Below are 25,307 nucleotides of genomic sequence, written 5' to 3' on the forward strand. Positions count from 1 at the left end.
AGCCGCTTATATGATGCCGAAATTGCCTTTGATCCCGTCGATCACATATTGAGCGGCAAGCGCGGCGAGCAGGACGCCCAAAAGGCGGGTAATAACCGCCTCCACCTTGTCTCCCAAAAGCCGGATCAGTGGCCCTGCGGCGACAAGAGCGAGCGCTGTGAGAACAAGCACAGCGCCAAGTGCTGCGAACACCTCAAGCGTTTCAGCGGTCGTGTCTGCCTCGTTCATCAACAGCATAATCGCCGCGATTGCTCCGGGGCCAGCGAGCATGGGCATAGCCATTGGGAAGACAGACACATCTTCCACTTCGGGATTGGCGTTGATTTTGTCTGCACGTTCCTCGCGGCGCTGCGTGCGTTTCTCGAACACCATCTCAAACGCGATCCAGAACAGCATCAGCCCGCCTGCAATCCGGAAGCTATCAAGCTCGATATGAAGCGCGCCAAGCAAGCCTTCGCCAAAGAAGGCAAAGATCAAAAGGATCACAGCTGCGATCATCGTCGCGCGCAAGGCCATGTTGCGCGCCTGTGCTGGCGTCGCTCTTTTCGTGAGGCCCGCATAAATCGGCGCGCAGCCGGGCGGATCGATCACTACAAAGAGCGTGATAAAGGCGGAGACGAAGAGTTCAGGCAGCATTGGCGCCCCTCATCATTCATTGGGCGCAGATGCAAGCGTTTCTTCTATAGCTGTCACCCATTCGCCTTCGAAAAAGTATTGCGCTGTCACATATTTCATATCGCCTTCGCGGTGTTCCCAGCGCCAACGCAAGGTGCCATCGCGCGACACTTGCATAGCAGAGGCCCCGCCCGTTCCCTCAGGCACCGGGGGCGCAGGCGGTACGGTTTCGCCCGCACGCGGGCACGTTGCGACAAGCCCTTCAACCAGATCAAGAGCGGTCACGACAATATCGCCGTCCTCGAAAACTCGGCGTTTCGGCGGCTGCGGGTCATCAAGACCGGCTGCATCATAGGTCCATTTGAAATCGCCATCGCTCTGGCGCGCCCAGGTGGTCACATAATTGCCAACCCTACCCTCGCCATCGACAAAGCGTCCCTGGCTCATCGCGAGCGACCCATCGCAGCTTTGGACAACAACACGCGGCCCCCATTGGGTTTGAACGCCCGCCTCTTCCAATGCGGGCGCAATCGCCTGAATGGGGGCAACACCACTGCGAAGGTGAATTTGCGCGCCCGGAGCCGCAAAGGCCAAAGCCGCGCCAGCAAAACCTTGCTCCTGAGCAGCGCGCGCATACGCGATCTCGGTTGAGACAATCGTGCTGGGCTGCGCTTCGCCGGGTGCCTTTGCCAGAACGCGTTCAATAACCTTGTTGCTAGGTCCACGCGGCGCACTTGAAGTGCAGGCGGATAAGGAAACCGCCGCAACGCCGATAAGGCCATAAGTCAAAACGCGTTTCATGCAGGGTACTCCAATCGTTTTTGGGCAGATCAAATGCCTTCTGGCACTTCGAGCCCGGCATTGCGATGTGCCGCGACCAGTGTGTTGCGCAACAGAACCGCAATCGTCATCGGTCCAACTCCGCCAGGAACAGGCGTGATCGCGCCAGCAACCTCGCTTGCCTCGTCATAGGCGACGTCGCCGACAAGCTGGCCCTTGTCCTTGCCCGGTTCAGGGGGAAGGCGGTTGATGCCAACATCAATGACGGTTGCACCGGGTTTAAGCCAGTCTTTGCGAACCATATTGGGACGGCCCACTGCGGCCACGACAATGTCTGCGCGCTTGACGACGCTGGCCAAATCCTTGGTCCGGCTGTGCGCGATGGTGACAGTCGCGTTTGCATCCAGCAAAAGCTGAGCCATAGGCTTCCCGACAATGTTGGAACGGCCAATCACCACCGCATCAAGGCCCGAAAGATCGCCCAGACGATCGGTCAAAAGCATCATACAGCCAAGCGGGGTGCAAGGCACAAAACCCGATTGGCCAACGCTCAAGCGCCCTGCGTTGATGACATGGAAGCCATCGACATCCTTGTCCGGGCTGATTGATGCGATGATGGATTGTTCATCCAAATGCGCAGGCAGTGGCAATTGCACCAGAATACCGTCAACCCGCTCATCGTTGTTGAGCTGGTCGATGAGCGCTAAAAGCGTCTCTTCGCTGGTGTCATCGGGCAAGCGATGCTCAAAGCTCTCCATATTGGCAGCCACTGTGGCTTTGCCTTTGGAGCCCACATACACCTGGCTTGCGGGATCATCGCCGACCAGAACCACCGCAAGACCGGGTTTGCGCCCTGCCGCCTTTGCAAAACCAAGCGCATGGCCGCCGACCCGTTCGCGCAAAGTGGCAGCGAAGGCTTTTCCGTCAATTCGTGTAGCGCTCATGGCATTAACGCAGCGAATTGAGAACGATGAGGACGATTTGCGCGCCCACGATCACAACAAGCGGCGACAGATCGAGCGCGCCGGTCTGAGGCATGATGTTGCGCACTGGTCGCAAGATCGGGTCCATCAAACGGTTCACCGATTCGTAGATTTGCATCAAAAACTGGTTCGAATTGTTCACCACATTGAAGGCAAACAAAAGCCCGATCACGAATTGCACGATCACGAGCATGACAAAAACATTCACCAGCAACGAAACGATCTGGATAAGCGTATCAATAAGTGTGGGCATGGGGTTTTTTCATTACCTTGTCGTTTGGCGGTCAAGCAGCGCAAAAATGCCGCCTGGCCTCCAGTGTGAGTCCCTTTCAAAGCGTATTACCCGACTAATACGCCTTTTGCCAGCCTAGAGCTGTTCCCTTCAGGCCGCTTTAGCCGGTGGATCATGCATGCACCAGTGTACCTGCGCCCCTTGCAGTGAAGAATTCCAACAGCATCGCATGCGCAACCCGGCCATCGAGCACAACTGCGGCCTCGCAGCCAGAATTGACCGCCGTGACGCAGGTTTCAAGCTTTGGCACCATGCCGCCTTTGATCACGCCCTTTTCGCGAAGAAGGGCGATGTCGGCAGGGGTCAGGTCGGTCAAAAGGTCACCGTTTTCGTCCAACACACCGGGCACATCGGTAAGCAGGAACAAGCGTGCCGCCCCCAAAGCTGCGGCGATTGCGCCTGCCATTGTGTCAGCGTTGATATTGTAAGTTGCGCCGTCCTTGCCCGCTGCGATGGGAGCAATCACCGGGATCATCCCTGCGGCAACCGCAGTGTCGATGACCGATGTGTCGACGTGATCGGGTTCCCCTACAAATCCAAGGTCGACCACCTTTTCAATCAGGCTTTCAGGGTCTTTGGCCGTGCGGCTGACTTTTCGTGCAGAAACAAGGCCACCGTCCTTGCCAGAGATACCAATCGCCTTGCCGCCGGCATTGCTGAGCCATCCAACAAGCTCTTTGTTGATCGCGCCCGACAAGACCATTTCGGCGATCTTCGCAGTGGCTTCATCGGTCACGCGAAGGCCATCGACAAATGTGCTTTCCACCCCGAGCCGGGCAAGCATATCGCCAATTTGCGGACCCCCGCCATGGACCACCACCGGATTGATCCCAACGGCCTTCAGCAGCACGATGTCTTCGGCAAAATCGCGCGCCGCTTGAGGCTCTCCCATGGCGTGCCCGCCATATTTGACCACAAATGTACGGCCAGCATAGCGCTGAAAGTAAGGCAGCGCCTCGATCAGCACTTCAGCTTTTGCAAGGTCAGGAGCCGCACCAGATTTGTCAGCGGCGCCATTGGAATTGACCATGATGTAAGTCTCGCTTTTCTACGTGAGGACAGGGTCTGTCTCGTGCAGCGCTTAGCGGCTAAGTCCGCTCTAGGAAAGAAGGCGGTAGAGCGTTTCTTTTACAAGGTCGGCGCGCAACCTTTATGAAATTTTCCCTTCCCTTTGTAACCGAATGCTGTTTCCATGATAACCAGGGAATGAACAGGGGTTCCAGAACGCGCCCTGTTTTGAATGTGGATGGAGGAATTTAATGAATACTAGTCGTCTAAATGGTTCGATCGCTCTTGCAGCGGCCGCAGGTCTTGCCGCTGCGTGCTCGGGCGCAGCTGAAGCTCCAGAGACAGCTGAGGCAGGCGCCTCAAACACTGAAGAGGCAGCACTTGCAGACGCAGGCGCTGGTGAGAAAGAGAAATGCTTTGGTATTTCGCTTGCCGGCAAGAACGGCTGTGCAGCAGGTCCGGGCACAAGCTGTGCAGGCACTTCGGTCATCGACTATCAGGGCAATGCATGGACCTATGTCGACAAGGGCACTTGCGAGACCACGGAACGTCCCGATGGTACATTTGGCTCACTCGAAGAGACCACCAACATCGGCTAATCGCCGCAATCACGCGAGTTTGGGGCCGCTCGGTTTCAAACTGCAGGATTTCAAGAAAGCCGCCAGGGTCAAACCTTGGCGGCTTTTTTGCGCTCGTATTGGCCCCAGAGACTGGATATTGAGACTGGGTATTGAGACTGGATATTGAGACCGGCTCTTTCTTTGGCGCGTCGTAATGCTAGTTTAATGCGCGAATGCCCCGCCGACCATCTCGCCCCCGATTTCGCACCCGATTTCGCCGCCGATTTCGCCGCCGATCCGGACGCCAGCGCCGCCTCCGATCCCGGCGCGGCGGACTGTTCAACAATGCGCTCTGGTGGCGAGCGCCCCTTGTTGTCTTCATCTTGGTGGGGGTGTGGTGGTTCGCCTCCCAATCTACCGAGGCTGAGCAAGGGTGGACCAAAGTTACCACACATTTTGCCCTTTGCGGTGTCGGCCCTCGCGAAGAAGGGTGCGTCGTCGACGGGGACACTGTGTTGATCGGTGTGTTGATTGGCGCAGGGCCACAGAAGCGGCGCATTCGCTTAACCGGATTTGACACGCCAGAACTCGATGGTGCCTGCGATGCGGAAAGGAAACTTGCAAGGACTGCCAAAGCACGCCTCCACCGATGGCTTGGCCAAGGCCCCTTTGAATGGGACGGCGGCGACAATCCTCCGCGCGATCAGTATGGACGAGAGCTTCGAGCGGCCCGCCGCATTGCCGATGATGGCTCTGAGGAAACACTGGCCGAATATATGATTGCAAGCGGCCTTGCCGCTAACAATGGATGGGGACAGACGCCCGGGGACTGGTGCACATAACGGGTGCACGTTAGCCGCCTCGCCCCCTGATTGAGGAAAGGCTTGCCCTCCACGGTACAATGCGTAGTCTCGCAGGGTTAAAACACGGCCATTAAGGGGGATCTTCCATGACCGAGCCAACCACGACAGACACCAATCGCGAGGTCGGCCCCAGCGGCGGTTTCGACTTCAACCAACCATCGATCATCTCGCTGTGCTATCTCGCCAGCTTTGTGACCGGGATCAGCGGCCTCGTCGGCATTGTGCTTGCTCATGTCTGGGCTGGCGACAATCAAGCGGAATGGGCCAAATCACACTTCTCTTATCTGATCCGCACATTCTGGATTGGTTTGGTGGTCTCGGTCGTTTTGACCATCACCGTAATTGGCATGATCCTGCTCCCGCTTCCCGCGATTTGGGTCGGCGTGCGCAGTGTTCTCAGCCTTATCAAGGCGCAGAAACAAGAGCCTATGCCTGATCCCAAGACGCTTCTGTTTTAAGCGGGCCAGCTCTTGGGTCAGGACCCTAATCTGGCGCTTTGGAAAAGCACCTGCATTTTGGGTGAAAGTGACGCCCCGTTTTAGACGTCGCCTCGTTTCAAAACGAATGGGCGTCACTCTCATAGAGCCCCACTTCTACGAGCTTGGCTCCATCTGCTTGTCCATCTGTACGCCGTTTTGTAGCTCATCGCCCTGCGCCCACTTGCGCTCAGCTATCTCAACGATCAGCGCAATATCATCCAGCAGCGCCAGCCGCTGTTTCTTCAGCTGCGTCACATAGGCATCCGATGTGGTCTCCACCTGCGCCTCGATCCGGTGGATAGACCGGTTAAGCGCGTGATAGCGCTCGGACAGGCTGCAAAAGTGGTTATCGGTAAGCTTGAGCCGGGTGAGCGTGCCTGCATCATGCGGAAACTCTTCGGCAAGCGTAGGTGCGCTCAAATGCTTTGACGGGAGGCGACCGAAAAACTCATGCAGCTCGTGCGGCGTATGGGCAGACATGGTGAAAGGCTCCTGTTTGCATATCTTGGCGACAATATGCGTCAACAAAGCCGCCTTCACATTGACTTCGATCAAGCGCCCGGAACACGGTCCGGATGAGAAGCCTCGAGGAAAGAGCCGCGACATTGAAGCGCGCAGGCGCTAGCGTGCCGCGAATGAAAGACATCTCCAAAAGCTTCGCCTCTATTTTTGCCCCTGTGCTCTTGCTCGTCGCTTGCTCGCCCGACGCGCCGCAAGCAGACGCGCAAGAGAGCCCGCAAGACGCCTTTTTCACTGCGCTATCAACGCATTGCGGCAAGGCTTACGCGGGGCAGTTGGTGAGCGAGGACGAGGCCGACGCAGACTTTGTCGGCGCCCCCATGGTCATGTATGTCGCCGACTGCTCAAAGACCCGCATCGCTGTACCTTTCCACGTAGAGATAAACGGCGAGTGGGACCGCTCGCGCACATGGCTGATCACTCGCCAATCGGTGCCCCATATGAGCGGTCAAGGTGAAACGCAGCTGGGCCTGCGCCTTAAGCATGATCACCGCCACAAGGACGGCGAGAGTGACGCGCTCACCATGTATGGCGGCGACACCGCCGATGAAGGCACCGCAACCATGCAGAGCTTTCCAGTCGATCAGTTCAGCGTGGATATGTTCAAGGCCCAAGGCTACGACGCCTCAGTCACCAATGTGTGGTCGGTCGAGGTACAGCCAGCGGGCAGCGAGAACGCAAGGTTCGTCTATCAGCTCAAACGCACCCTCGAAGGCGGAGCCACTGAGCCGCGCCTGTTCCGGGTGGAGTTTGATTTGAGCGCAGAGGTGGAAGCGCCCCCGCCCGCTTGGGGTCACGAGGGCGGGTAACCCCCATGGCCATGACAGCGACTATTCCGGCGCTTCCTCGGCTTCCGCTTCCCCAGCTTCAGCTTCCCCAGCTTCCCCTTCCGCGCCATCCTGCGTTTGCGCAGGGACATTCTTCATCGGGGTTTGGGGCAGGTTGACCTCAACCTCGCCGGGCTTGGGATCGGCAACCTGCAATTCGCCGCCGCTCACATCTTCAACGCCGACCTCGTAGGATTTCTCCTCTTCCTCCTGCGCGCAAGCAGCCAGAGCGAGCGTAGAAATTGCGAGGGTGGAGATTGCAAGAGCGGGCATGGTAGCTTTCAATAAGGACATGGGGGTTCTCCTGAACGGTCTGTGTGATGGGTGGCACCGCGAGGGGGCTCAAGCCGCCGGGCGCGCTGCGCTCACGATTGCGGTGAGCTGGTCGAGGAGCGAGAGGCGCTGTTTCTTGAGCGTTTCAAACCGCTCGTCGCTCGCCGCCTCTGCTTCGGCCTCGATCCGGTGCACCTGCCGGTTCACCTCATGATACTCATCCGCCAACCGTGCAAAGTGGCCATCGGTGCCTTTAAGCTGGGTGACAAGATCACGGTCGCGCTTGAAGATTTCGGTCAATTCGTTGGGTGTATGCTGTGACATTTGAGGCGTCTCCCTTGAGGTTGTGGGAGTGGTCTAGGCCCAAAGGCGAGACGGCGAATTGATGTGGGTCAAACTTTGCCCGCTCACCACAAAAAGATGGTGAGGAAGACCGCTGCGAACAATTGCAACAAAGCGACTGTGTGCAAATGCCTGCTAAAAGGCTGTTTGCGGGTTTTATGGCGGAACAATGCACGTCCGGCATAGGCACCAACAATCCCGCCAAACAAAGCAAGGTTCAACAACGCTGCCTCTGACACGCGCCGCTTGCCATTTTCTGCCGCAGCCTTGTCCCAGCCAAATGCCGCAAAGGCTGCAAAGCTCATGACGCAAATCACCGTCACAAAATTCGCCAGTTCAAACAGCCATCCAATGTCATTCATACTTGTCGAATACTCTCCAAAATTAAGCGAATTGTGAAGAGTTCCTTGACCTGAAGCATAAATCCGAGCGTTTTCGCCAACTCCATGATACAATATCCAAAGTTATGGGGGCAATGGACATGCGAATTTCGGCGTTACTTTTAGCGGGTGCAACCGCCTTTGTGGGCTTGGCCAGCCTTTCTGCACAATCAGGTCTCGGCGCAGGCAGCCTTAAGGTGGACGGCCTCAACTATGAAAGCGAAGTCCAGGCCATCTACCTTGGCGATTTTGCAAACGCGCGGTTGCAGCCAGAGGGCAACGCCTATGCCTTCCTGCTTGATAAGTACATTGGCGCCTATTCGCGCACCTGCGCCGCCCATCTGCCCAGCAATAAGGTCGAGATCATGGCATCGCGATGTGTCAGGGAAACCGTCACGCGAAACGGGTTTGGGGTTGAGACGAACCGCTATTGTTCGCAATCGGAAACTTACGGAACGGGACGGTTTGCCGACCCTGACCTGCTCGCGCTTTCAAAGCGGCTTGAGAGCCGGCAGGCGGGCGAAATCCTTGGCAGCATTCTGCCCACCCAAGGCCAGGCACCGGGCGCCAGTTCGCGCCGCATGGTGGATCAGGCATTGGCGGCCGATGGGGACATGGAAAGACTGCTATCGCAAAACGGCTGCACCAGCCCGGCGCTCAAACGGTTTCAGGCCAATTTTGAACGGTTCGGAACAGGCGCCGCGCCGTTGAAGCTGGCCAATGGAGCCACGTTAAGCTCGACGCGGGGCGGCGGAAACGGGGCTGCTTACGTGCCGTCCAATTACGGCAAAATGGTCGATGCTCTGATCCGCGAAAACGCGCGCGGGTGGATGATGAACCGCTATATGCAAGGCAGCGTGTCAAACGTCGCAGTCACCCGCAAAGACGCATCAGGCCGCCCCCTATCGATCAGCGCGCGCTACCGCTTTAACCAGCTGGGCACGCTCACCAATGGCTCTGTCACAGTGGAATACCGCGATGGACGCCCCGTGTGCCTCTACTTCTTCGACGCGCCAAACACCTGCCGAGTGCCCAGCCCGGGCGTCGTCACCGCCTATGAGAAGGGTGAGTACCGATAAGCGTCTTGTAAAAGGCACCCTGAGTGTACGCTGCGATTTATGAGGCGTCTCCTTTGATCTGGCGGGACCAAACTCTGATCGGTTTACCTTTAGGGAAGGCATTTGCGCCAACCCCATGAAAACCAATGCATAAACGAGGGTTTCGACACAACTGACACACTGTTCAGGGGCAAAAAACCTTTGCCACCTGATGTGTCCGTTCGAGGGGGCAAAAGCCATGAGTTAAGGGACCACGTCATGCCGCGAGGTCTAGCGCGCACGGGGGCCTGTAGGAAAGGCCGGTGGGATGTGGGCGAGTGCCCCGTTCCTTGTGCTTTCTTACCAAAAGGCGATGAGAGCAAAGACGAGCGCGCACAGCTGGACAGCCGCGACCATGTGTAATTGGTTGGAGAAGGATGCCTTGCGCGTCTTGTGCCGAAACACTTCGCGCCCGGCATAGGCACCGCCAATCCCGCCGAAAAATGCAAGGTTGAGAAGAGCGGCTTCGGAAATTCGCCGCGCTCGCTTTTCAGCCAGCGCCTTGTCGATGCCGAAAGCGGCGAAGCTTGAGAAGTTCATGACGATAAGCGCGGTGATGATGTTGGCCGGTGTGAGAATGTCAGCGAGCGGGTTCATAGCCGAGGGTTACGCGAACAGGGCTTGAGGAAGCGTTGAAGGCGTACGAGTGCTTAGGCCCGCCTGAGTGGCTCTCGCTGCCTTCTTTGTCATCCCCGCTCCCCCTCGTCATCCCCGCTCCCCCTCGTCATCCCGGCGAAGGCCGGGATCCATTGCAAGGCAAAGCGCGGATTGAAGAGGAAGAATCTGGACCCCGGCCTACGCCGGGGTGACGGATTTGGTTTGTAGAACAAAGGCCCTGTGGGAAGCGGCTCATAGGGTTTGAAATTGGGCTTCCCGCCTTGGGCCGCGATGCCCAAACCAGCGCCAAACCCAGCGATAGAGGTCGCTTGCGTGATTATGGGAGGAGTGTAGCGCTTGGGGGAGCGGGTGGTCTAGTCTCGCCAATTCTCCCCTCCCGCTTGCGAAAGGACGCAGCCTTTACTCCCCTCCCGCCTGCGGGAGGGGGTGGGGGTGGGCAAACCCAAACCATTGCGGCAATATCCCGAAATGCCCAACTGGCAACCCAGAAACACAAACCGCGCCCGCACCTTACGCCGCGAAGCCACCCCGGCAGAGCGCGCTTTGTGGGAGCACCTCTCCCGCGGCCAACAAGGCGCAAAGTTCAGCCGCCAAATGCCGATCGGACAGTTCTATGCCGATTTCCTCTGCCGGGAGTTGAAGCTCGTGATCGAACTCGACGGCCACAGCCACGATATTGCGCCCGAGAGGGATGCGGTTCGCGACAAGTGGATGCGGACCGAAGGCTACACCGTGCTGCGCTTTACCAACGCGCAAGTGCATGAGAACATCGAAGGCGTAGTCACAGCAATCCGCCTGAAGATTGAGGAGTTGCGCCGGTAGCAAAAAACCTCCCGCTTGCGGGAGCCTAGCTGCAGCGGGGTGGGTAGCCTTCTTGATCTCTCCCGCCTGCGGGAGGGACAGCGAGACTTGGGGACCCCGGACTTGATCCGGGGGAGCCTAGTCGCAGCAGGGTGGGCACTCCCTCTTTCACCCCTCCCGCTTGCGGGAGGGGCAGTGAGACTTGCGAGCTTGCTCGCTAGTCGCAGCGGGGTGGGCAATCCATCGCTTGCAGTAAGGTAGGCAATTTCCCGACATCTCCGACCAAGCCAAGCCCACCCCTAGCCCCTCCCGCAAGCGGGAGGGGGATTTGATCTCGCTAGCTCTGCCCTGTCGCGAGGCCAGCAATTAGGGCTATCTTGGCAGCGCATAGATGGAGCGCATACTCTGCGATAGGCCTTGGCACTTGGCGCTGTGTCGCCCCTTGTCCGTGTGCTCCCTCATTATTACGCAATTGAGGAAGGCCGGACGCCAAAGTAGCGATAAGCTGATCAAAGGACTTGTCTAGATGGTTAGGTATCAACTCGTTACGCCTGATAATTTTGATCAAGTCAGACGCTCGATCGCCCTTCTCGTATTCCCAACCCTTAATGTCACAGACACTCTTTAGAGCGCTCTCGAACGCCTTGCCGCACTCAACCACTGCCAGTGAGTGCTTGCCCTCCCGGTACAGACTGTGTGCTCTAAAAAACTCATCACGAGGTCCTGAAAACCCTTCGGCATGAAGGAATCGAATTGCCGGTTTGACGACCTCTTTGTGTACGAACTCATCATCAACTCGAAAGATGGCACCATTTTCATACTGGTAGCCGAATGAGGCCTGACGCAAGCGGTAGTTGACCTCGTCCAACGCCTCTTCTGGTTTCATCTTTATCGAATAGTTTTCTAGTCGATATTGCGGGATGCCCGAGACGACCTCACCAATGTAGCGACAGGCAACTTCTAATGCGTCGATGAATTCTTCAACCTTGCAGTCACCGATAAATCGCAAGAACTCCTCGGCAGGGTTGTCCGCACCCCGAAGGTAGTGGACGCCATACTCTCGCCGAAGGATGGAGACTATCATTTCCCAACCGTCGTTGTTGTTATCTGGGGTACTAAGATCATGGTACCCAAATACGTAGAACCGGCCTATTGCGTCAGCCAAAATTTGCTGGATTTGAACGCGTAGCTTGTCCGTTACTTTATCGTATTGATAAACATCATCGGCCCCGCTCTCCTCTTTCTTTCGCTCTGAGAAGAGTTTGAAGATCATTCCTCACTCCGCCGCTTCGAACATATCCGGGCCGTCGCTGACAACCTCTTCCTCGTTCACCGCTTTTGCCTTTTGGCGCTTGTCGAAGCTGGACCATACGGTGTTCCAGTCGCCTTTGGTTGCGCCTTTGGAATATTCGGTTGCGCGCGCTTCGAAGAAGTTGGCGTGCTCGACACCGTTCAAAAGCGGGCTGAGCCAGGGAAGCGGATGCTCGTCGATCATGTAGATCGGCTGCAGCTTCAATTGGCCCAGACGCCAGTCGGCGATGTAGCGGATGTACTTCTTGATGTCTTTCGCGGTCATGCCCTCGACCGGGCCCATTTCGAAGGCGAGATCGATAAACGCATCTTCGAGGCGCACCGTCTTTTGACAGATGTCGATGATGTCTTCTTTCACCGCTTTGGTCAGGCAATCGCGCTCTTCACAGAAGGTGTGGAACATCTTGATGATGCCTTCGCAGTGAAGCGTCTCATCGCGGACCGACCAGGAAACGATTTGGCCCATGCCTTTCATCTTGTTGTGGCGCGGGAAGTTCATCAGCATGGCGAATGACGCAAACAGCTGAAGCCCCTCGGTGAACCCGCCGAACATGGCGAGCGTGCGCGCAATGTCCTCGTCGGTGTCGACGCTGAACTGGTTCATGTAATTGTGCTTGTCGGCCATTTCCTCATAATCGAGGAAGGCGCTGTATTCGCTTTCCGGCATGCCGATGGTGTCGAGCAGGTGGGAATAGGCGGCGATGTGGACGGTTTCCATGTTGGAAAACGCGGCCAGCATCATCTTGATCTCGGTCGGCTTGAACACGCGGCCATATTTGTCGTGGTAGCAATCCTGCACTTCGACGTCGGCCTGCGTGAAGAAGCGGAAGATTTGGGTGAGCAGATTGCGCTCATGCTCGGTGATGTTCTGCGCCCAGTCGCGGCAGTCTTCACCAAGAGGCACTTCTTCGGGCATCCAGTGGATCTGTTGTTGACGTTTCCAGAACTCGTAGGCCCATGGGTATTGGAACGGCTTGTAGGTGTTACGGGCTTCGAGCAACGACATGTTGTGTGATCCTGTTTTCGAGTTGGCTTACCTATATAGGTGAACCAGCTTCGTTCCGACAGGCAAGGGTAGATGATTCGGTGGGGATAAACCGTGCAAATTCTGAGTCGAGCCGAGTCGCACCGGGGGTAGGCCGAGGGACTTTACGTAGAAATTTCTTGGCGGTGTCCCAGCAGGAGCCTAGCTTGGCCTCTTACGGGAAGAGCAGGGATCGCACTTAAATGACACAAGAAACGCCGCAAGAAGCGGTGAAGAACAGGCGGCCATTGGCCACTCGCAGTGCAGGGTGGGCCAAGGGGCTGGCCAAAGGGTTGGCAGCAACCGGGCTGACACCCAACGCCATTTCGGTGATCGGGATTGTGTTCGCAGCGGCAGGGGCCTGGGCTTTTGCAAGCGCGCCTTACGGGAGCCAATGGCTGTGGCTTGGCGGGGCGCTCGGGATACAGCTGCGGCTGCTGGCCAATATGCTCGATGGATTGGTGGCCGTGGAGGAAGGCAAGTCCTCTGCGACCGGGGCGCTGTACAATGAGGCCCCAGACCGGGCCGAAGATGCGCTCTTGCTGATCGGGGCAGGATACGCTGTCGGACTGCCGGAACTGGGATATGGCGCAACCATTCTGGCGTTCGGGACGGCATACATCAGAGCGCTTGGCGGGGCCTTGGGCTTTGAACAGGACTTTGTCGGCCCCATGGCGAAACAACATCGCATGTTTGTGCTCACCTTGGCGGCCATCATCACCTTCTTCTGGCCATCCAGCGTCGTCGCAGACTTCGTGCTCACCGGCCCTGCTGCCATGATCGCTGCCTTGTGGGTTATCGTGGCAGGAGCAGCGCTTACCTGCGCCATCCGGCTTGTCCGCATCGCCGGGCTGTTAAAAACCAAGGATGCCAGCAGAAGGGGAACGGGCGAATGATCGCCAAACTTGTCGGGGAAGCATTGTTCGCAGCGGCGCGCTTCCTTGTTGGTGGCCAGGCGCGCTGGAGAGGGTGCGAGCCTGCGACCACACAGCGCATCTATTTCGCCAACCATGCCAGCCACATGGACACGATCATCATGTGCGGCGCGCTGCCGGGATATTTGCGCACAACCACGCACCCTGTCGCAGCAGCAGATTATTGGGGTAGCGGACCGGTGCAGCGATTTGTCGCGCTCAAAGTCCTGAACGCCGTGCTGGTCGAACGCGGCGGCGCAAAGGACCCGCTTGCGCCATTGCGAGAGGTGCTGGAGCAGGGCGAGTCGCTGATCATCTTTCCCGAAGGGACCCGGCGTGCAGAAAGCCTTCCGGGCGCCTTCAAAGCGGGGCTCTATCACCTCGCCAAAGATTTTCCTGAGGCCGAGCTTGTGCCCGTGTACCTCACCAATTTGGCGCGTGCTTACCCCAAGGGCGCGATCCTGCCTGCCCCGATCAGCTCGGCTGCCCATTTCGGCGCGCCGATCCAGCTGGAGGACAGCGAGGACAAGGCTGCGTTTCTAGCCCGCGCACAAGCATCTATCATCGCGCTTTCGGGCGAAGAATTGCCAGGGGAGAACGCATAATGCCCGATCTAAACCTCACGATCGAGCCGGTAATGGCGACGCTTTTTGGCGGCGTCTTTGCGCTGCTTTTGGTGGCATCCTCCATCGGCTTTGTCCTGTCAAAGCGGGTGACGAGCGAAGGCGGCATTGCGACGGTTGCCAACCTTAACCAGCGCATCAAAGCCTGGTGGTTGATGATCGCAATCTTCGCGGTCGCATTCGTGTTTGGCAAAGGTGTGACCGTGGTTTTGTTTGCGCTCACCAGCTTTTTTGTGCTGCGCGAATTTCTCTCCATCACGCCCACCCGCGCCGAAGATCACACCGCGACAATTGCCGCCTTTTACCTGTTTATCCCATTGCAATATTGGCTGATTTACAGCGACTGGCAGTCGCTTTTCTCAATCCTTATCCCGGTTTGGGCGTTTCTGCTTTTGCCGCTTCTCGCGGTGTTGAAAGGCGAGACGACAGACTTCCTCGCGCGTTCTGCCAAGATCCAGTGGGGCATGATGCTGGGCGTTTATTGCATCAGCCACGCGCCTGCGCTGCTGCTGCTTGATATCCCGGGCTACAGCGACAATTTCCTGCTGCTCTTCTTCCTCATCACTGTCGTGCAGCTTTCCGATGTCTTGCAATATGTCTTCGGCAAGCTCTTTGGCAAACACAAGGTCGCGCCGCGCGTAAGCCCTGCGAAAACATGGGAAGGGTTGATTGGCGGAGGGTTTTCCGCCGCTGCCATTGGCGCTGCGCTTTTCTGGATCACGCCCTTTGCGCCTTGGGAAGCCGCGCTTCTGGCGCTGACAATCGTGTTGGCCGGATTTGCCGGTGGTCTGGTTTTATCAGCGGTTAAGCGGTCGCTGGGAGCAAAGGATTGGGGCACGATGATAGAGGGGCACGGCGGCGCACTTGACCGGATGGATTCGGTCAGCTTTTCCGCGCCCGTCTTCTTCCATCTGGTGAATTACTTCTTTGTTCTCTAATACTAGGGTCAGGACCCATCCCCCGTGCTTCTTATCATTGCCCTTTGGGCGCTCGCTGAGGCGATTGCCTTTTTCATTGTCGCCGATGTCGCGGTCATGGCGCTTGGCGTAAAATCTGGCACAAGAAAGGCGCTGACAGGCGCCGGTGTAGCGGCGCTGTTTGCGAGCATTGGCGGATGCATCGTCTATTGTGCAGCCAGTATCGCACCAAGCGGCGTGCATGACTTCCTCGTCATGCTTCCCGCTATCGATGCAGATCTCATGGATGAAGTCCGCCTCGATTGGCAGACCAATGGTGCACTCGGAATGTTTGTAGGCAGCTTTTCAGGCGTCCCATACAAACTCTACGCCTATGGAGCGGGAACAGGCTCATCTTTGCAAAGCACAGGGATGCTGGCGTGGTTCGCCTTTGCCTCATTCCTTGCAAGATTGCCGCGATTTGTTCTGGTGGCCGTGATCGCAGGAGAAATTGGCCCGCGTATGATCGAACGCTTTGGCAAACGGCGTGTGTGGATCGCATTTGCGGCCGGTTGGGCCGGGTTTTACGCGGCCTATTGGAGCGTGATGGGGTTCTAGGGTCATGACCCTAGTGCCGCTCCTAATCTTTGCGGCTTTTCGATCCGAAGAAGCTTCCGCCGCCCAGAACTGTGACGCCGAGGAAGAACCCAAAGTCGTACCAGCCGCCTTTGTTAGGAACCGCATAAACGGCGATATCCGGGCTGAAGAGCGAACCGATAAAGCTCCACGGGAAGATAAACCCGTGCCACAAGCCCCACAGGAAGCCGGGCGTGTCTGGTTCGGCGCTGACCCCTGCATCGATCTGGCTGGCGCAAGCTGAAACAGCGAAGGCGAGCGTTAAAGCTAGAAGAATACGGCGGGTTTTGGTGGAGGTGTCCACGGAGAGGCTCACATATTGGCCGCAGCGACCACCGCGAGCCATATAAAGGGCAGCGCAACTCCGCCCATCACCATGTGTAGCCGGCCTGCATTCGCAGCGTGGCCTTCTGGCCCGCGAGACAAGCGCACTCCGTTGACAATAAAGCCCAAGATGAGGGCGCTGCCCGCAATCCCGACCCAAATCTCGACTGGCACTGATCCCATCGATCTCTCTCCTTTGACAAGCCTATGCCTAAACAGAATGACACATTTCGCCGTCAAGTGCGAGAGGGAAGCGCTGATCGAGGCGCAGTTTCGAGCGCTGCTGATGGCGCTTTTGAGCGCTGACCTGCGGTTAAATCATCCGGCGAACAGGAAGGCCTGTGCTGTCGGTAGCGTGCGCATGATTGGCCAGTTCCCATTCTTCGGCGGCCAAGTGTTTGAAAACGCGCGGCGGAAGGGGGCGCAGGAATTCCAGTCCGACCCGGTCGCCCTGTCGCCATGCGACTTCGGCCTTGTGCGGTCCTGTGCCCGCGATCGCCAGACTGACATAACTTCCAAGGGCCAATTTTATGTCCGGGTCATCTACCCGGCACCCGCCGTTGGAGAGGTCCTCGAAGGACACCTCCCATTCAACACCCCCATCGGTCTTGCATGAACCAATGGCAGTCGTCGGCACGCGTTGAGACGCGCGGGTGACGATCTCTTTCTTGATCAAGCTTCGCATCTTTGACACCTTTGTTTGGGCAAACACTACAATAGAGTTGTTAATACAAGTTTGCCGCAAGGCCGATGTAAGTTCTGTAAAAGAAAAACCCCCGTAAAGGCCTGAAAGCCAATGCGGGGGTTCTTGAATGTTAGCGGCAATTGGCTCGCAAGCTTGCTTGCCTCGCCGGACGTTTAACTTACTGACAACTGAGGCATTCCTCGTAATCGGTTTGCTCTGCGGAGAGTTCAAACTTGGCAGCATCTGCCGTGTTATCCGCTTCAACGCCGCCGGCAAAACCAGCGCGCTGGACCGACTTCGAGCGGAGATAATAGAGCGACTTGATGCCTTTCTCCCACGCCTGGAAGTGGAGCATCATGAGGTCCCACTTGTCGACATCTGCCGGGATGAAGAGGTTCAGCGACTGCGCCTGATCAATGTAAGGTGAACGGTCCGCTGCAAATTCAAGCAGCCAACGCTGATCAATTTCAAAGCTGGTTTTAAAGCTCGCCTTTTCTTCTTCGCTAAGGAAGTCGAGGTGCTGAACGCTGCCACCTTTTTCAAGGATCGAGTTCCACACATTGGATGAATTCTTGCTCTTCTTGTCGAGCAATTTCTCCAGATATGGGTTCTTGACGATGAAGGAGCCCGAAAGCGTCTTGTGGGTGTAAATGTTGGCGGGGATTGGCTCGATACAAGCGCTGGTGCCGCCACAAATGATCGAAATCGACGCAGTTGGCGCGATTGCCATTTTGCAGGAGAATCGCTCCATCGCGCCCATGTCGGCTGCATCCGGGCAAGGTCCACGCTCTTGCGCAAGAAGCATAGAGGCTTCGGACGCCTTGGCTTGGATGTGCTTGAACATTTTGAGGTTCATGGCTTTCGCCATCGCGCTCTCAAAACCCAGACCTTTTTGTTGCAAGAAGGAGTGGAAGCCCATCACGCCAAGCCCAACCGAACGCTCACGCTCAGCCGAATAGCGCGCACGTGCCATTTCATCGGGTGCACGGTCGATGTAGTCCTGCAGAACATTGTCGAGGAAGCGCATCACATCCTCGATGAACTGCTTGTCGCCGCTCCACTCATCCCATTTTTCAAGGTTCAATGAGGAGAGGCAGCACACGGCCGTGCGGTCATTGCCAAGGTGGTCAATGCCGGTTGGCAGAGTGATTTCAGAACACAGGTTCGAGGTCGATACTTTCAGGCCCAGATCGCGGTGGTGCTTTGGCATCATGCGGTTCACCGTGTCGTTGAACACGATGTAGGGTTCACCAGTAGCCAAGCGGGTTTCCACCAGCTTCTGGAACAGCGAACGCGCATCGACCTTGCCGCGCACTTCGCCAGTCTTTGGTGATTTCAATTCAAATTCAGAGCCATCACGCACCGCTTCCATGAACTCATCGGTGAGCAGGACGCCGTGGTGAAGGTTCAATGCCTTGCGGTTGAAGTCGCCAGAGGGTTTGCGGATCTCAAGGAATTCCTCAATCTCGGGGTGCGACACATCCAGATAACACGCAGCCGACCCACGGCGCAGCGACCCTTGCGAAATCGCGAGGGTGAGGCTGTCCATAACGCGCACAAACGGGATGATGCCGCTGGTCTTGCCGTTGAGGCCCACCGGCTCGCCAATACCGCGCACATTGCCCCAATAGGTGCCAATGCCGCCGCCTTTGGAGGCAAGCCAGACGTTCTCGTTCCAAGTCCCGACAATCCCATCAAGGCTGTCTGAGACAGAGTTCAAATAGCAAGAGATCGGCAGACCGCGCGACGTGCCGCCGTTTGAAAGAACCGGCGTTGCGGGCATGAACCACAGGTTCGAGATGTAATCATACAGTCGCTGCGCGTGCTCTGCGTCATCGGCATAGGCATCGGCGACGCGCGCGAACAGGTCTTGATACTTTTCACCCGGCAGCAAATAGCGATCCGTCAGCGTCTCTTTGCCGAACTCGGTCAAGTTTGCATCGCGGCTTTCATCGATCTGCACGTCGAAACGGCGATCGTTCACCTTCTTGCTGTCGACGTCAGCTGCAGACTTTGCAGCAGCGGCCACTGCACTGCCCAGCGCCTCTGCGCTCTTCTCTGCGATGAGAGCGTCGCTGCCTTTGTCTGCCTTTTCCATTGTCACTGCCTTTTGCGCTTTTTCTTCGGTGCCTGTGATATCACCTGTGTCGGTGTCGCTGAGCACGTCTTCGCCTGCTTTAAATTCCATTATCGCCCCATCTTACGTCACTTCGAATCAAGTGGCCCTGCCGCAAGGACAATAGCACCGTTGTTCCGATTCTGTTCCAAACTTATTCATCGACAGCTTTTGCCCGTTTTTTCAGCGAAGATACGCACAGGGCTTAGCACCAATATTTCCTACCAATCCGGCATAGGGCCCTCAGTTTGAGCGAATCCTTCCCCAGTTCGCCCTTCACCCTTGGCGAAGCGCTGAAAGAAGTCACACAACAGTTTGGGGGTCCAATGCGAACCGAACCGCTATATGATGAATCAGGACGCTGATTGGGTCAACGGGGAATTAACCATGTTTCTGCGCCGGAACCGACAAAATGTTTATGTTGCAGTGCAGCGACGCGTGCTCAAAGCTTGGGTTGTCGGTTGCGCAAGCCCCAAATTGAATCTGTGAAGAAAAATATGGTGATTGTTAGGTGTGAATCAATTCTTGAATCTTTTACTCAACGGCTTGCAATATTGTTGCGGCGCTAAATCGGGGTTCAAGCAATTGGCCCGATACTGACCAAGTCAATCGAACAGGGTGAGCCGCGTGCGCGCACGGCCGGCATGCCGCGCCCCGGATCGGGCGTGGTCATATGATTCGCTGACCTGATTCGCTGGCCTGATTCGCTGGCGTGACCCGCGGTTGCTTGCGGCACAGCTACTGGCAAATCAGGGCCAAGGATAAAACAGGACATAGGCGTTTAAGCCGGAAGCGGCGTCTTCTCACTCATCGCACTGCCTCTGGCCGAGCGGGCATGGTCCGCCACATGCCCTGCCAAAAGGTCAACCAGTTCCAGCGGCAGATCATGACCCCAGCCCGGGATCGTCACCAGCTTGGCGCCGGGAATATGCTTGGCTGTATCCTCACCGCCTTCAAGTTTTACCAATGGATCGCCTTCGCCGTGGAGCACAAGAGTGGGCGCGTTCACATTGGCAAGGCGTGATCGCCTGCATCCATCATCGATGATCGCCGCCAATTGGCGCGGCAAGCCGGGGGGATAGACGCTGCGACGGATGGATTTGAGTGTGCGTTCACGCACGCGCTCTGGATCGGACGGATAGCCCGGCGACCCAGTGCTGCGCGCAATGTTAAGACCGTGCGCCACCAGATCCTCTTCATCCAAGGATTTGAGCGGTGCAACCAGTGCTTCCATTGCCGACTTATCTGCCATGGGCAGCGAGCCATTGCCGGTTGTCGACATGATCGAGGTCAGCGAATGCAGCCTTTCAGGGTGATTGACGCCCACAAGCTGCGCGATCATTCCGCCCATGCTTGCGCCCACCACATGCGCTTTTTCGATTTCCAACGCGCTTAGAAGGCCCGCTGCATCATCGGCCATGTCAGCCAGCGTGTAGGGAACTCTTGCCGGCCAACCGATCTTCTTGCGGATGACTTGCCAAGCGGGTTTGGGCGCTCTTGCCCCTTCGAACTTTTGGCTAAGGCCGATGTCGCGATTGTCATAGCGAATAACACGAAAGCCGTGCCCCACAAGCGCCTCGACCAGCTCATCGGGCCACAAGGTCATCTGCGCGCCCAGACCCATGACCAGAAGGATCGTCTCGTGCGAGGGATCGCCATGGTCTTCGAAAAAGAGTTCGATACCGGTGTTGGGCGTGGTGATTGTGGGCATGGGCGAGCGAATTCCTTAGGTTGTTTTCGAGGACCTACATTGCAGACCGGGTGCAGACAAGCGCGGCAAGGGCAGGGTCTAGCCTTCGGGCGGCGCCGCATCAGCTTTGGGACGCCAGTCGGGGCCTCCGATCAGGAAGTCCCGAGCCTCAAGTTGATCGAGCACGCCGTCCTGCTCTGCCAGTACGCGCAAAGGGACCACGGCCAATGTAACGCCGGTCTGCTCAGAGGCGTCGGAAATCATACTGACCCATTGGCTGCGGATTTCATCGCCCAGTTCATCGTCTGCCCAAGGCCAACAGGTGCCAAGCGCGATTTCAAGCGGGTTTTCCATGACGGCCGGAATATCAAAGCTGCGCCAGTCATCGCCGCGCTTTTCGATGATGGTTTGGCCCGCCTCAGTCGCGCCCATTGCCGCCTCAAGGCACGCAATGTGGCTTTGCGGGGGCGCTTCGGCGAGATTATCGAGCAGGTCCTCGCCCCGGAACCGCTCTGGCCGGGTGATCGGCACGTCCGCCCTGTCCGCTGCCTTTTTCACGATGTCGGTCGCATCCTTGACCGTGTCGTCATCAAAATCGAGCCGCCGGGCAAGCAGGTCAAAGCTGGTCATCAGGAAAGAGCGTCGGTCGTAGTCGATGTCATATTCGGTTTCGAGCGCTGCCAGCCGGGCGCGCTGTTCTGCGCTGAGATATTCAGCAGCGACGGTCTTATCAGGCAATTTGGTGAACTTGCCCCCGCTGAAAATCAGCCGGAAGGCATCGCCGGGCGAAAACTTAGGTGCCGCGCGCAGGATCACACGGTCCGCTTCTTTTGTGGCTTCTTCCAACCGGTCAGGAAACCACGGCGTCGATTTGGGCACAGCGCGGATTTCTCCGACAAGGATGACGGTGCCGGTATCGGTATGAATCGTCCACATCGGCGCGCCGGAGCGCTGCGCTGTGACGACGATAGAGTTTGTAGCCACGCTTTGGGAGGCGTCTTGGGCAAGCCCTGCCTCATCCTGAGCCGAGATCGTAGCGGAGCAAGGCAGGCACAGCGCAATGCCGAAAGTGAGAGTGAGCCGGTTCATAAGCACGCCCCTAGCGTAAGACCGCTGGCTCGCAGGTGAACAGGGCTTGTGGGCTGGGCCAGTGGACAGGACACGTAGATGTGGCCACTTACCGCTCGACCGCGGGCAGCCTCATCACAACCGAGGTTGTCTCGCTATCCTCATCATAGGCGCAGTGGACCCGCAGCAAATGCGGACGGTTCCTCTGGCCAAGCATCCAATAGTCCAGCAATTCGGCAGAATGGCAATGCGCAGCGGTCACCTCGCGACCTTCAAAATGCTGTTTTGTGGTCATGGATGAAGAGCGAGGGTGATCGGCCACATTCTCCGCCATAAATTGCCCCACGCGGCTCAGTTTTGCCTGAATGGCGTCGCGCGAAAGGCGAAGCGGCGTGTCGCCGCCAATCTGCACTTCGACCGCCTGTTCGCCCATCGTTATGTTGACCAGCGGTTCAAAACCCATCGGCCGATGGATCGCCACCCATGGCAAAGCACCGCGCGCCCGAAGGACACTGGCAGGGTCAACGGGTTCAATTCCGGCGTCGCGCTTGATCGAATAGCCGGTAAGCTTGCCATCATCGGAATAATCCGATGAATGCACGAACTTGTCGATGACAATCACCTCTTCCTCGCCCGATTGAAGGTCCTGAACAATCAGGAATATCTCGGCGCGCAACGCTTCGTAATAGCCAAGGTTATCGGTGGACGTACGCAAGAGAAACAGGTGCGTTGTGCTCATCCCGACGGGTTCTTCGTGAATATCGATGAAGCTATCGGGCGATGCGTTTGCAGGGCTGGCCAATGCCAGAACGCTGGCACAAAACGCCGCAAAAAGGGCTTTTATCAGGTTCACGGCACCAACACCGTATCGCGCACCACCTCCCCGGTTTCAGGATAATCGAGCGTATAATGCAGGCCCCGGCTCTCTTTGCGTTCTAACGCTGAGCGCACGATCAATTCCGCTGATTGGAGCAGGTTGCGCAGTTCAATGAGGTCGGTCGTGACGACAAAGCTGCCGTAATATTCCTCCACCTCCTGGCGAAGCAAAGCGATGCGGTTGGCGGCGCGTTCCAGCCGTTTGGTGGTGCGCACAATCCCGACATAGTTCCACATAAAGCGGCGGATCTCGGTCCAGTTCTGCTTGATCACCACCTGTTCGTCCGAATCCGACACGCGGCTTTCATCCCACGGCAGGATGGAGGGCGGATCGGGCAATTGGTCCCACATGGTGAGAATGTCAGAGGCCGCCGCTTCGCCAAAGACAAAGCATTCCAGCAGGCTGTTGGAGGCAAGGCGGTTGGCGCCGTGAAGGCCGCTTTCAGTGCATTCACCCGCAGCCCAAAGGCCCGGCAGATCGGTGCGCGCGTGCAAATCCACCACAATCCCGCCGCAGGTATAGTGCTGGGCCGGAACCACGGGGATCGGATCTTTGGTCATATCGATGCCAAGACCCATCAGCTTTTCATGGATGGTCGGGAAATGTTCGCGCACGAATTCAGGCGGCTGGTGGCTGATATCGAGATGGACGTAGTCGAGGCCAAAGCGCTTGATCTGGTCATCGATCGCGCGCGCCACGACATCGCGCGGGGCCAGCTCCATTCGTTCTGCGTCGTAATCGGTCATAAAGCGGTGCCCGGTTTCCGGGTGCTTCAAATGCCCGCCTTCGCCGCGCACAGCCTCTGTGATGAGGAAGTTTTTGACTTCGAGATTATACAGGCAGGTGGGGTGGAACTGCATCATCTCCATATTGGAAACGCGCGCGCCGGCCCGCCAAGCCATGGCGATGCCATCACCCGTGGCGCCGCGCGGCGCGGTGGAGAATTGGTACACCCGGCCCGCGCCGCCTGCGGCAAGGATTGTTGCCCGCGCGACATGGCGTTCAACCTGTCCGGTCTCTTCGTTGAGAGCATATACGCCCCAGACATGGCCAGCGCCCGAATATTGGTCACGGTGGCGGTCAGTGATGAGATCAATCGCGGTGCGCCCGCCAAGCATGGTTATGTTGGGATTGGCGTCCGCTGCTCTTAAAAGCGCCTCTTGCACAGCCCAGCCGGTTGCATCGTCAACATGAACAATGCGCCTGTGTGAATGCCCGCCTTCGCGCGTTAAGTGCAGATCGCCTGAATCCTTGTTGAAAGGAACGCCAAGCTCGACCAGCCGGTCAATGCTTTCAGGCGCGCGCTCAATCACGAATTCAACCGCTTCCCGGTCGTTGAGCCCAGCGCCCGCCACCATCGTATCACGCACGTGATTTTCAAACGTATCGCCAGCATCCAGTACCGCTGCGATGCCCCCTTGCGCCCAGGCCGTTGACCCTCCGGTAAGAGAGCCCTTGGCCAGAACAAGTACCCGCAGCCGCGTCGCAAGCTCGAGCGCGGCGGTAAGACCGGCTGCGCCCGACCCGATGATGATGACGTCATACGCACTTGTCGGCGCATCTTGTGTGTCGCTGTGATCTGCCATGGAGAAACGCAATGGCGCGAAGGGGAATGTGTGGCAAGAGTTTCGCGCGCGCTGGAAAGAGCCACAGGCGCTCTGAAAAGAGCCGCAGGCGCTCTGAAAAGAGCCACAGGCGTCCTAAAGCGCGTAGCAATGCAGATCGTCCGCGATCCACACCGGCCCGTCATAATGCTTTGCTATGGCTGTAAGGCCCTCTTCCAGTCGTTTAAGCGAGCGCTGCATATTGTGGGTCAGCACTAAATTCTCAGGAGCCAGAGCTGACGCCAGTTCTCCGATCTGTTCTGGCGTCCGGTGAAGCCCGCGCGGCTGCCCCTCTTCGCCGTTGATGACATGGTGCGCGAACAAAATGGTGGGCGCGCTGTCGGAAAGGTCGGCAAGGAACCGCTCGCTCAAAAAGCTTTGATCGCCTGTGATCACTACGCTCTTGTCGCCGATTTCAATGGCAAAGCCCAAGGATGGGACCGGGCCGTGGTGCACGGGATGCGCCATGACCGAATAGTCGTTGGAGACATCAAGGCCAGCGGGATCGCCTGCCCCTTCGCCGGTGGCGATATCGCGGGCCTCGATCAGCGGCTTGTTCTCTGTCCCGTCAAGAAATCCGCCATTGTACGCAAACGCACCCTCTTCCTTTGACATAAGGCGCGCAAGAAATTCCCTGGTTCCGGGAAAACGCGGCGCGGCATCAGGCCCGATAACGGGAAGTGCCTGCGTGCGCCCTTCAAACCCGCCCGAATTCAGTATGTCGATCAAATCGCCTGCGTGATCGGCGTGAAGGTGGGTGAGGACGACCGCGTCCAATGTCGCAATCGAACCACCCGCCTGCGCAAAGCGAAGGAAGCTGCCTGATCCTGCGTCGATCAAAAGCCGCGCTTCGCCATCAATCCAGAGGAGATAGGATGTCCCCGCACGCGCCGCCGCCCCGCCTTCCGCGATTGGCCCGCCGCTTCCCAGAACCTGAAGCGCAGCGCCTTCAGTGGGGCAGTCCCGAAGCTGTCCACCGCGAGGCACAGAGCTATTAAAGACATTACTAGAAGCCCCAGTTTTACCCGGAGTTTCACCCGTACTCTCGTCAGCGCCACAGCCGACAAGGGCAATCAATACCAATGCCATCAATGGTCCGCGC

At 57.5% G+C, this 25,307-nt stretch carries 31 protein-coding genes; 10 read left to right on the forward strand and 21 right to left on the reverse strand.

All coding sequences use genetic code 11. The annotated features are described in order from the left end of the window. Window positions 1–6: 6 nt before the first annotated feature. The 5 genes from EH31_RS13990 to argB all read right to left on the reverse strand — a co-directional run bounded on the left by EH31_RS13990 (window position 7) and on the right by argB (window position 3,700). Complete coding sequence (locus EH31_RS13990; protein ID WP_034961812.1) at window positions 7–633, reverse strand: MarC family protein; 627 nt, start codon at window positions 631–633, stop codon at window positions 7–9. A gap of 15 nt (window positions 634–648) precedes the next feature. Then, on the reverse strand, window positions 649–1,416 hold the full coding sequence (locus EH31_RS13995) for a hypothetical protein (RefSeq protein WP_034961448.1): 768 nt from the start codon (window positions 1,414–1,416) through the stop codon (window positions 649–651). Window positions 1,417–1,445: 29 nt separating this feature from the next. Continuing rightward, window positions 1,446–2,339, reverse strand: a complete 894-nt coding sequence (folD, locus tag EH31_RS14000) for a bifunctional methylenetetrahydrofolate dehydrogenase/methenyltetrahydrofolate cyclohydrolase FolD (protein ID WP_034961451.1) — start codon at window positions 2,337–2,339, stop codon at window positions 1,446–1,448. A gap of 4 nt (window positions 2,340–2,343) precedes the next feature. Then, the gene (locus EH31_RS14005) at window positions 2,344–2,631 is read right to left on the reverse strand and encodes a YggT family protein (protein ID WP_034961453.1); all 288 of its coding nucleotides are present in this window, start codon (window positions 2,629–2,631) and stop codon (window positions 2,344–2,346) included. A 151-nt stretch (window positions 2,632–2,782) separates the two neighbouring features. Further along, window positions 2,783–3,700 (reverse strand): acetylglutamate kinase, encoded by a 918-nt coding sequence (gene argB, locus EH31_RS14010; RefSeq protein ID WP_034961456.1) that lies wholly within the window; start codon window positions 3,698–3,700, stop codon window positions 2,783–2,785. Between the two features lie 229 nt (window positions 3,701–3,929). Between argB and EH31_RS14015 the strand changes: the two genes are divergently transcribed. The 3 genes from EH31_RS14015 (at window position 3,930) to EH31_RS14025 (ending at window position 5,559) form a co-directional block, all read left to right on the forward strand. After that, window positions 3,930–4,277 carry a BufA1 family periplasmic bufferin-type metallophore gene (locus EH31_RS14015; RefSeq protein ID WP_034961457.1) on the forward strand — a complete coding sequence of 116 codons (348 nt, stop codon included), beginning with the start codon at window positions 3,930–3,932 and terminating at the stop codon, window positions 4,275–4,277. 353 nt (window positions 4,278–4,630) lie between these two features. Then, on the forward strand, window positions 4,631–5,080 hold the full coding sequence (locus tag EH31_RS17025; RefSeq protein ID WP_206742039.1) for a thermonuclease family protein: 450 nt from the start codon (window positions 4,631–4,633) through the stop codon (window positions 5,078–5,080). Window positions 5,081–5,187: 107 nt separating this feature from the next. Continuing rightward, entirely contained in the window at window positions 5,188–5,559 is a 372-nt protein-coding gene (locus tag EH31_RS14025; RefSeq protein WP_034961459.1) for a DUF4870 family protein, read from the forward strand. A 135-nt stretch (window positions 5,560–5,694) separates the two neighbouring features. Here the strand turns inward: EH31_RS14025 and EH31_RS17400 are convergent, their stop codons facing one another. Continuing rightward, complete coding sequence (locus EH31_RS17400; RefSeq protein ID WP_081853441.1) at window positions 5,695–6,060, reverse strand: HP1242/YdcH family protein; 366 nt, start codon at window positions 6,058–6,060, stop codon at window positions 5,695–5,697. A 155-nt stretch (window positions 6,061–6,215) separates the two neighbouring features. On the opposite strand from EH31_RS17400, the gene EH31_RS14035 reads away from it, so the two are divergent. Continuing rightward, a complete protein-coding gene (locus EH31_RS14035; RefSeq protein WP_034961462.1) occupies window positions 6,216–6,908 on the forward strand; it encodes a hypothetical protein in 693 nt (230 codons plus the stop codon). A gap of 21 nt (window positions 6,909–6,929) precedes the next feature. Here the strand turns inward: EH31_RS14035 and EH31_RS14040 are convergent, their stop codons facing one another. The 3 genes from EH31_RS14040 to EH31_RS14050 all read right to left on the reverse strand — a co-directional run bounded on the left by EH31_RS14040 (window position 6,930) and on the right by EH31_RS14050 (window position 7,903). Next, entirely contained in the window at window positions 6,930–7,220 is a 291-nt protein-coding gene (locus EH31_RS14040; RefSeq protein WP_241765937.1) for a hypothetical protein, read from the reverse strand. Window positions 7,221–7,268: 48 nt separating this feature from the next. After that, window positions 7,269–7,523, reverse strand: a complete 255-nt coding sequence (locus tag EH31_RS14045) for an HP1242/YdcH family protein (RefSeq protein ID WP_034961464.1) — start codon at window positions 7,521–7,523, stop codon at window positions 7,269–7,271. An 83-nt stretch (window positions 7,524–7,606) separates the two neighbouring features. After that, window positions 7,607–7,903 (reverse strand): DUF1294 domain-containing protein, encoded by a 297-nt coding sequence (locus EH31_RS14050; RefSeq protein ID WP_241765938.1) that lies wholly within the window; start codon window positions 7,901–7,903, stop codon window positions 7,607–7,609. Between the two features lie 119 nt (window positions 7,904–8,022). Here EH31_RS14050 and EH31_RS14055 point away from each other — a divergent pair, with 119 nt between their 5' ends. Beyond that, window positions 8,023–9,000 (forward strand): hypothetical protein, encoded by a 978-nt coding sequence (locus EH31_RS14055; RefSeq protein WP_152553583.1) that lies wholly within the window; start codon window positions 8,023–8,025, stop codon window positions 8,998–9,000. Between the two features lie 318 nt (window positions 9,001–9,318). Here the strand turns inward: EH31_RS14055 and EH31_RS14060 are convergent, their stop codons facing one another. Then, window positions 9,319–9,615, reverse strand: a complete 297-nt coding sequence (locus EH31_RS14060) for a DUF1294 domain-containing protein (RefSeq protein ID WP_051699296.1) — start codon at window positions 9,613–9,615, stop codon at window positions 9,319–9,321. A gap of 453 nt (window positions 9,616–10,068) precedes the next feature. On the opposite strand from EH31_RS14060, the gene EH31_RS14065 reads away from it, so the two are divergent. Continuing rightward, the gene (locus tag EH31_RS14065) at window positions 10,069–10,458 is read left to right on the forward strand and encodes an endonuclease domain-containing protein (RefSeq protein ID WP_241765939.1); all 390 of its coding nucleotides are present in this window, start codon (window positions 10,069–10,071) and stop codon (window positions 10,456–10,458) included. 316 nt (window positions 10,459–10,774) lie between these two features. Here the strand turns inward: EH31_RS14065 and EH31_RS14070 are convergent, their stop codons facing one another. Together EH31_RS14070 and EH31_RS14075 are read right to left on the reverse strand one after the other, a co-directional pair. Further along, window positions 10,775–11,710 carry an STM4504/CBY_0614 family protein gene (locus EH31_RS14070; protein WP_034961471.1) on the reverse strand — a complete coding sequence of 312 codons (936 nt, stop codon included), beginning with the start codon at window positions 11,708–11,710 and terminating at the stop codon, window positions 10,775–10,777. A gap of 3 nt (window positions 11,711–11,713) precedes the next feature. After that, the gene (locus EH31_RS14075; protein WP_034961483.1) at window positions 11,714–12,754 is read right to left on the reverse strand and encodes a ribonucleotide-diphosphate reductase subunit beta; all 1,041 of its coding nucleotides are present in this window, start codon (window positions 12,752–12,754) and stop codon (window positions 11,714–11,716) included. A 221-nt stretch (window positions 12,755–12,975) separates the two neighbouring features. Between EH31_RS14075 and EH31_RS14080 the strand changes: the two genes are divergently transcribed. Genes EH31_RS14080 through EH31_RS14095 form a run of 4 tightly spaced genes read left to right on the forward strand, consistent with a single transcriptional unit; the run spans window position 12,976 to window position 15,823 of the window. Next, window positions 12,976–13,668, forward strand: coding sequence for a CDP-alcohol phosphatidyltransferase family protein (locus tag EH31_RS14080; protein WP_034961486.1), 693 nt, complete (start codon window positions 12,976–12,978; stop codon window positions 13,666–13,668). Then, window positions 13,665–14,291 carry a lysophospholipid acyltransferase family protein gene (locus EH31_RS14085; protein ID WP_034961488.1) on the forward strand — a complete coding sequence of 209 codons (627 nt, stop codon included), beginning with the start codon at window positions 13,665–13,667 and terminating at the stop codon, window positions 14,289–14,291. Before EH31_RS14080 ends, EH31_RS14085 begins: the two co-directional genes overlap by 4 nt. After that, entirely contained in the window at window positions 14,291–15,247 is a 957-nt protein-coding gene (locus EH31_RS14090; RefSeq protein WP_051699297.1) for a phosphatidate cytidylyltransferase, read from the forward strand. Before EH31_RS14085 ends, EH31_RS14090 begins: the two co-directional genes overlap by 1 nt. Before the next feature lie 24 nt (window positions 15,248–15,271). After that, entirely contained in the window at window positions 15,272–15,823 is a 552-nt protein-coding gene (locus EH31_RS14095) for a hypothetical protein (protein ID WP_034961490.1), read from the forward strand. Between the two features lie 22 nt (window positions 15,824–15,845). Here EH31_RS14095 and EH31_RS14100 read toward each other — a convergent pair whose 3' ends face one another. The 9 genes from EH31_RS14100 to EH31_RS14140 all read right to left on the reverse strand — a co-directional run bounded on the left by EH31_RS14100 (window position 15,846) and on the right by EH31_RS14140 (window position 25,294). Further along, window positions 15,846–16,145, reverse strand: coding sequence for a hypothetical protein (locus tag EH31_RS14100; protein ID WP_241765940.1), 300 nt, complete (start codon window positions 16,143–16,145; stop codon window positions 15,846–15,848). 8 nt (window positions 16,146–16,153) lie between these two features. Next, window positions 16,154–16,348 carry a hypothetical protein gene (locus EH31_RS14105; protein ID WP_034961492.1) on the reverse strand — a complete coding sequence of 65 codons (195 nt, stop codon included), beginning with the start codon at window positions 16,346–16,348 and terminating at the stop codon, window positions 16,154–16,156. 130 nt (window positions 16,349–16,478) lie between these two features. Next, a complete protein-coding gene (locus EH31_RS17660; protein ID WP_161782154.1) occupies window positions 16,479–16,850 on the reverse strand; it encodes a PilZ domain-containing protein in 372 nt (123 codons plus the stop codon). Between the two features lie 178 nt (window positions 16,851–17,028). Continuing rightward, window positions 17,029–19,038: a ribonucleoside-diphosphate reductase subunit alpha gene (locus EH31_RS14115; RefSeq protein WP_034961497.1), complete on the reverse strand. Its 2,010-nt coding sequence runs from the start codon at window positions 19,036–19,038 to the stop codon at window positions 17,029–17,031. A gap of 709 nt (window positions 19,039–19,747) precedes the next feature. Further along, window positions 19,748–20,677 (reverse strand): alpha/beta fold hydrolase, encoded by a 930-nt coding sequence (locus EH31_RS14120; protein WP_034961500.1) that lies wholly within the window; start codon window positions 20,675–20,677, stop codon window positions 19,748–19,750. 78 nt (window positions 20,678–20,755) lie between these two features. Beyond that, window positions 20,756–21,745: a TraB/GumN family protein gene (locus tag EH31_RS14125; RefSeq protein ID WP_241765941.1), complete on the reverse strand. Its 990-nt coding sequence runs from the start codon at window positions 21,743–21,745 to the stop codon at window positions 20,756–20,758. Between the two features lie 88 nt (window positions 21,746–21,833). Next, the gene (locus EH31_RS14130; RefSeq protein WP_034961502.1) at window positions 21,834–22,577 is read right to left on the reverse strand and encodes a hypothetical protein; all 744 of its coding nucleotides are present in this window, start codon (window positions 22,575–22,577) and stop codon (window positions 21,834–21,836) included. Then, on the reverse strand, window positions 22,574–24,187 hold the full coding sequence (nadB, locus tag EH31_RS14135) for an L-aspartate oxidase (RefSeq protein WP_034961504.1): 1,614 nt from the start codon (window positions 24,185–24,187) through the stop codon (window positions 22,574–22,576). The genes EH31_RS14130 and nadB overlap by 4 nt, the downstream gene beginning before the upstream one ends. Before the next feature lie 114 nt (window positions 24,188–24,301). Then, window positions 24,302–25,294 (reverse strand): MBL fold metallo-hydrolase, encoded by a 993-nt coding sequence (locus tag EH31_RS14140; protein ID WP_206742040.1) that lies wholly within the window; start codon window positions 25,292–25,294, stop codon window positions 24,302–24,304. Window positions 25,295–25,307 lie beyond the last annotated feature (13 nt).

It is taken from the genome of Erythrobacter longus (assembly GCF_000715015.1).
Lineage (GTDB): Bacteria > Pseudomonadota > Alphaproteobacteria > Sphingomonadales > Sphingomonadaceae > Erythrobacter > Erythrobacter longus.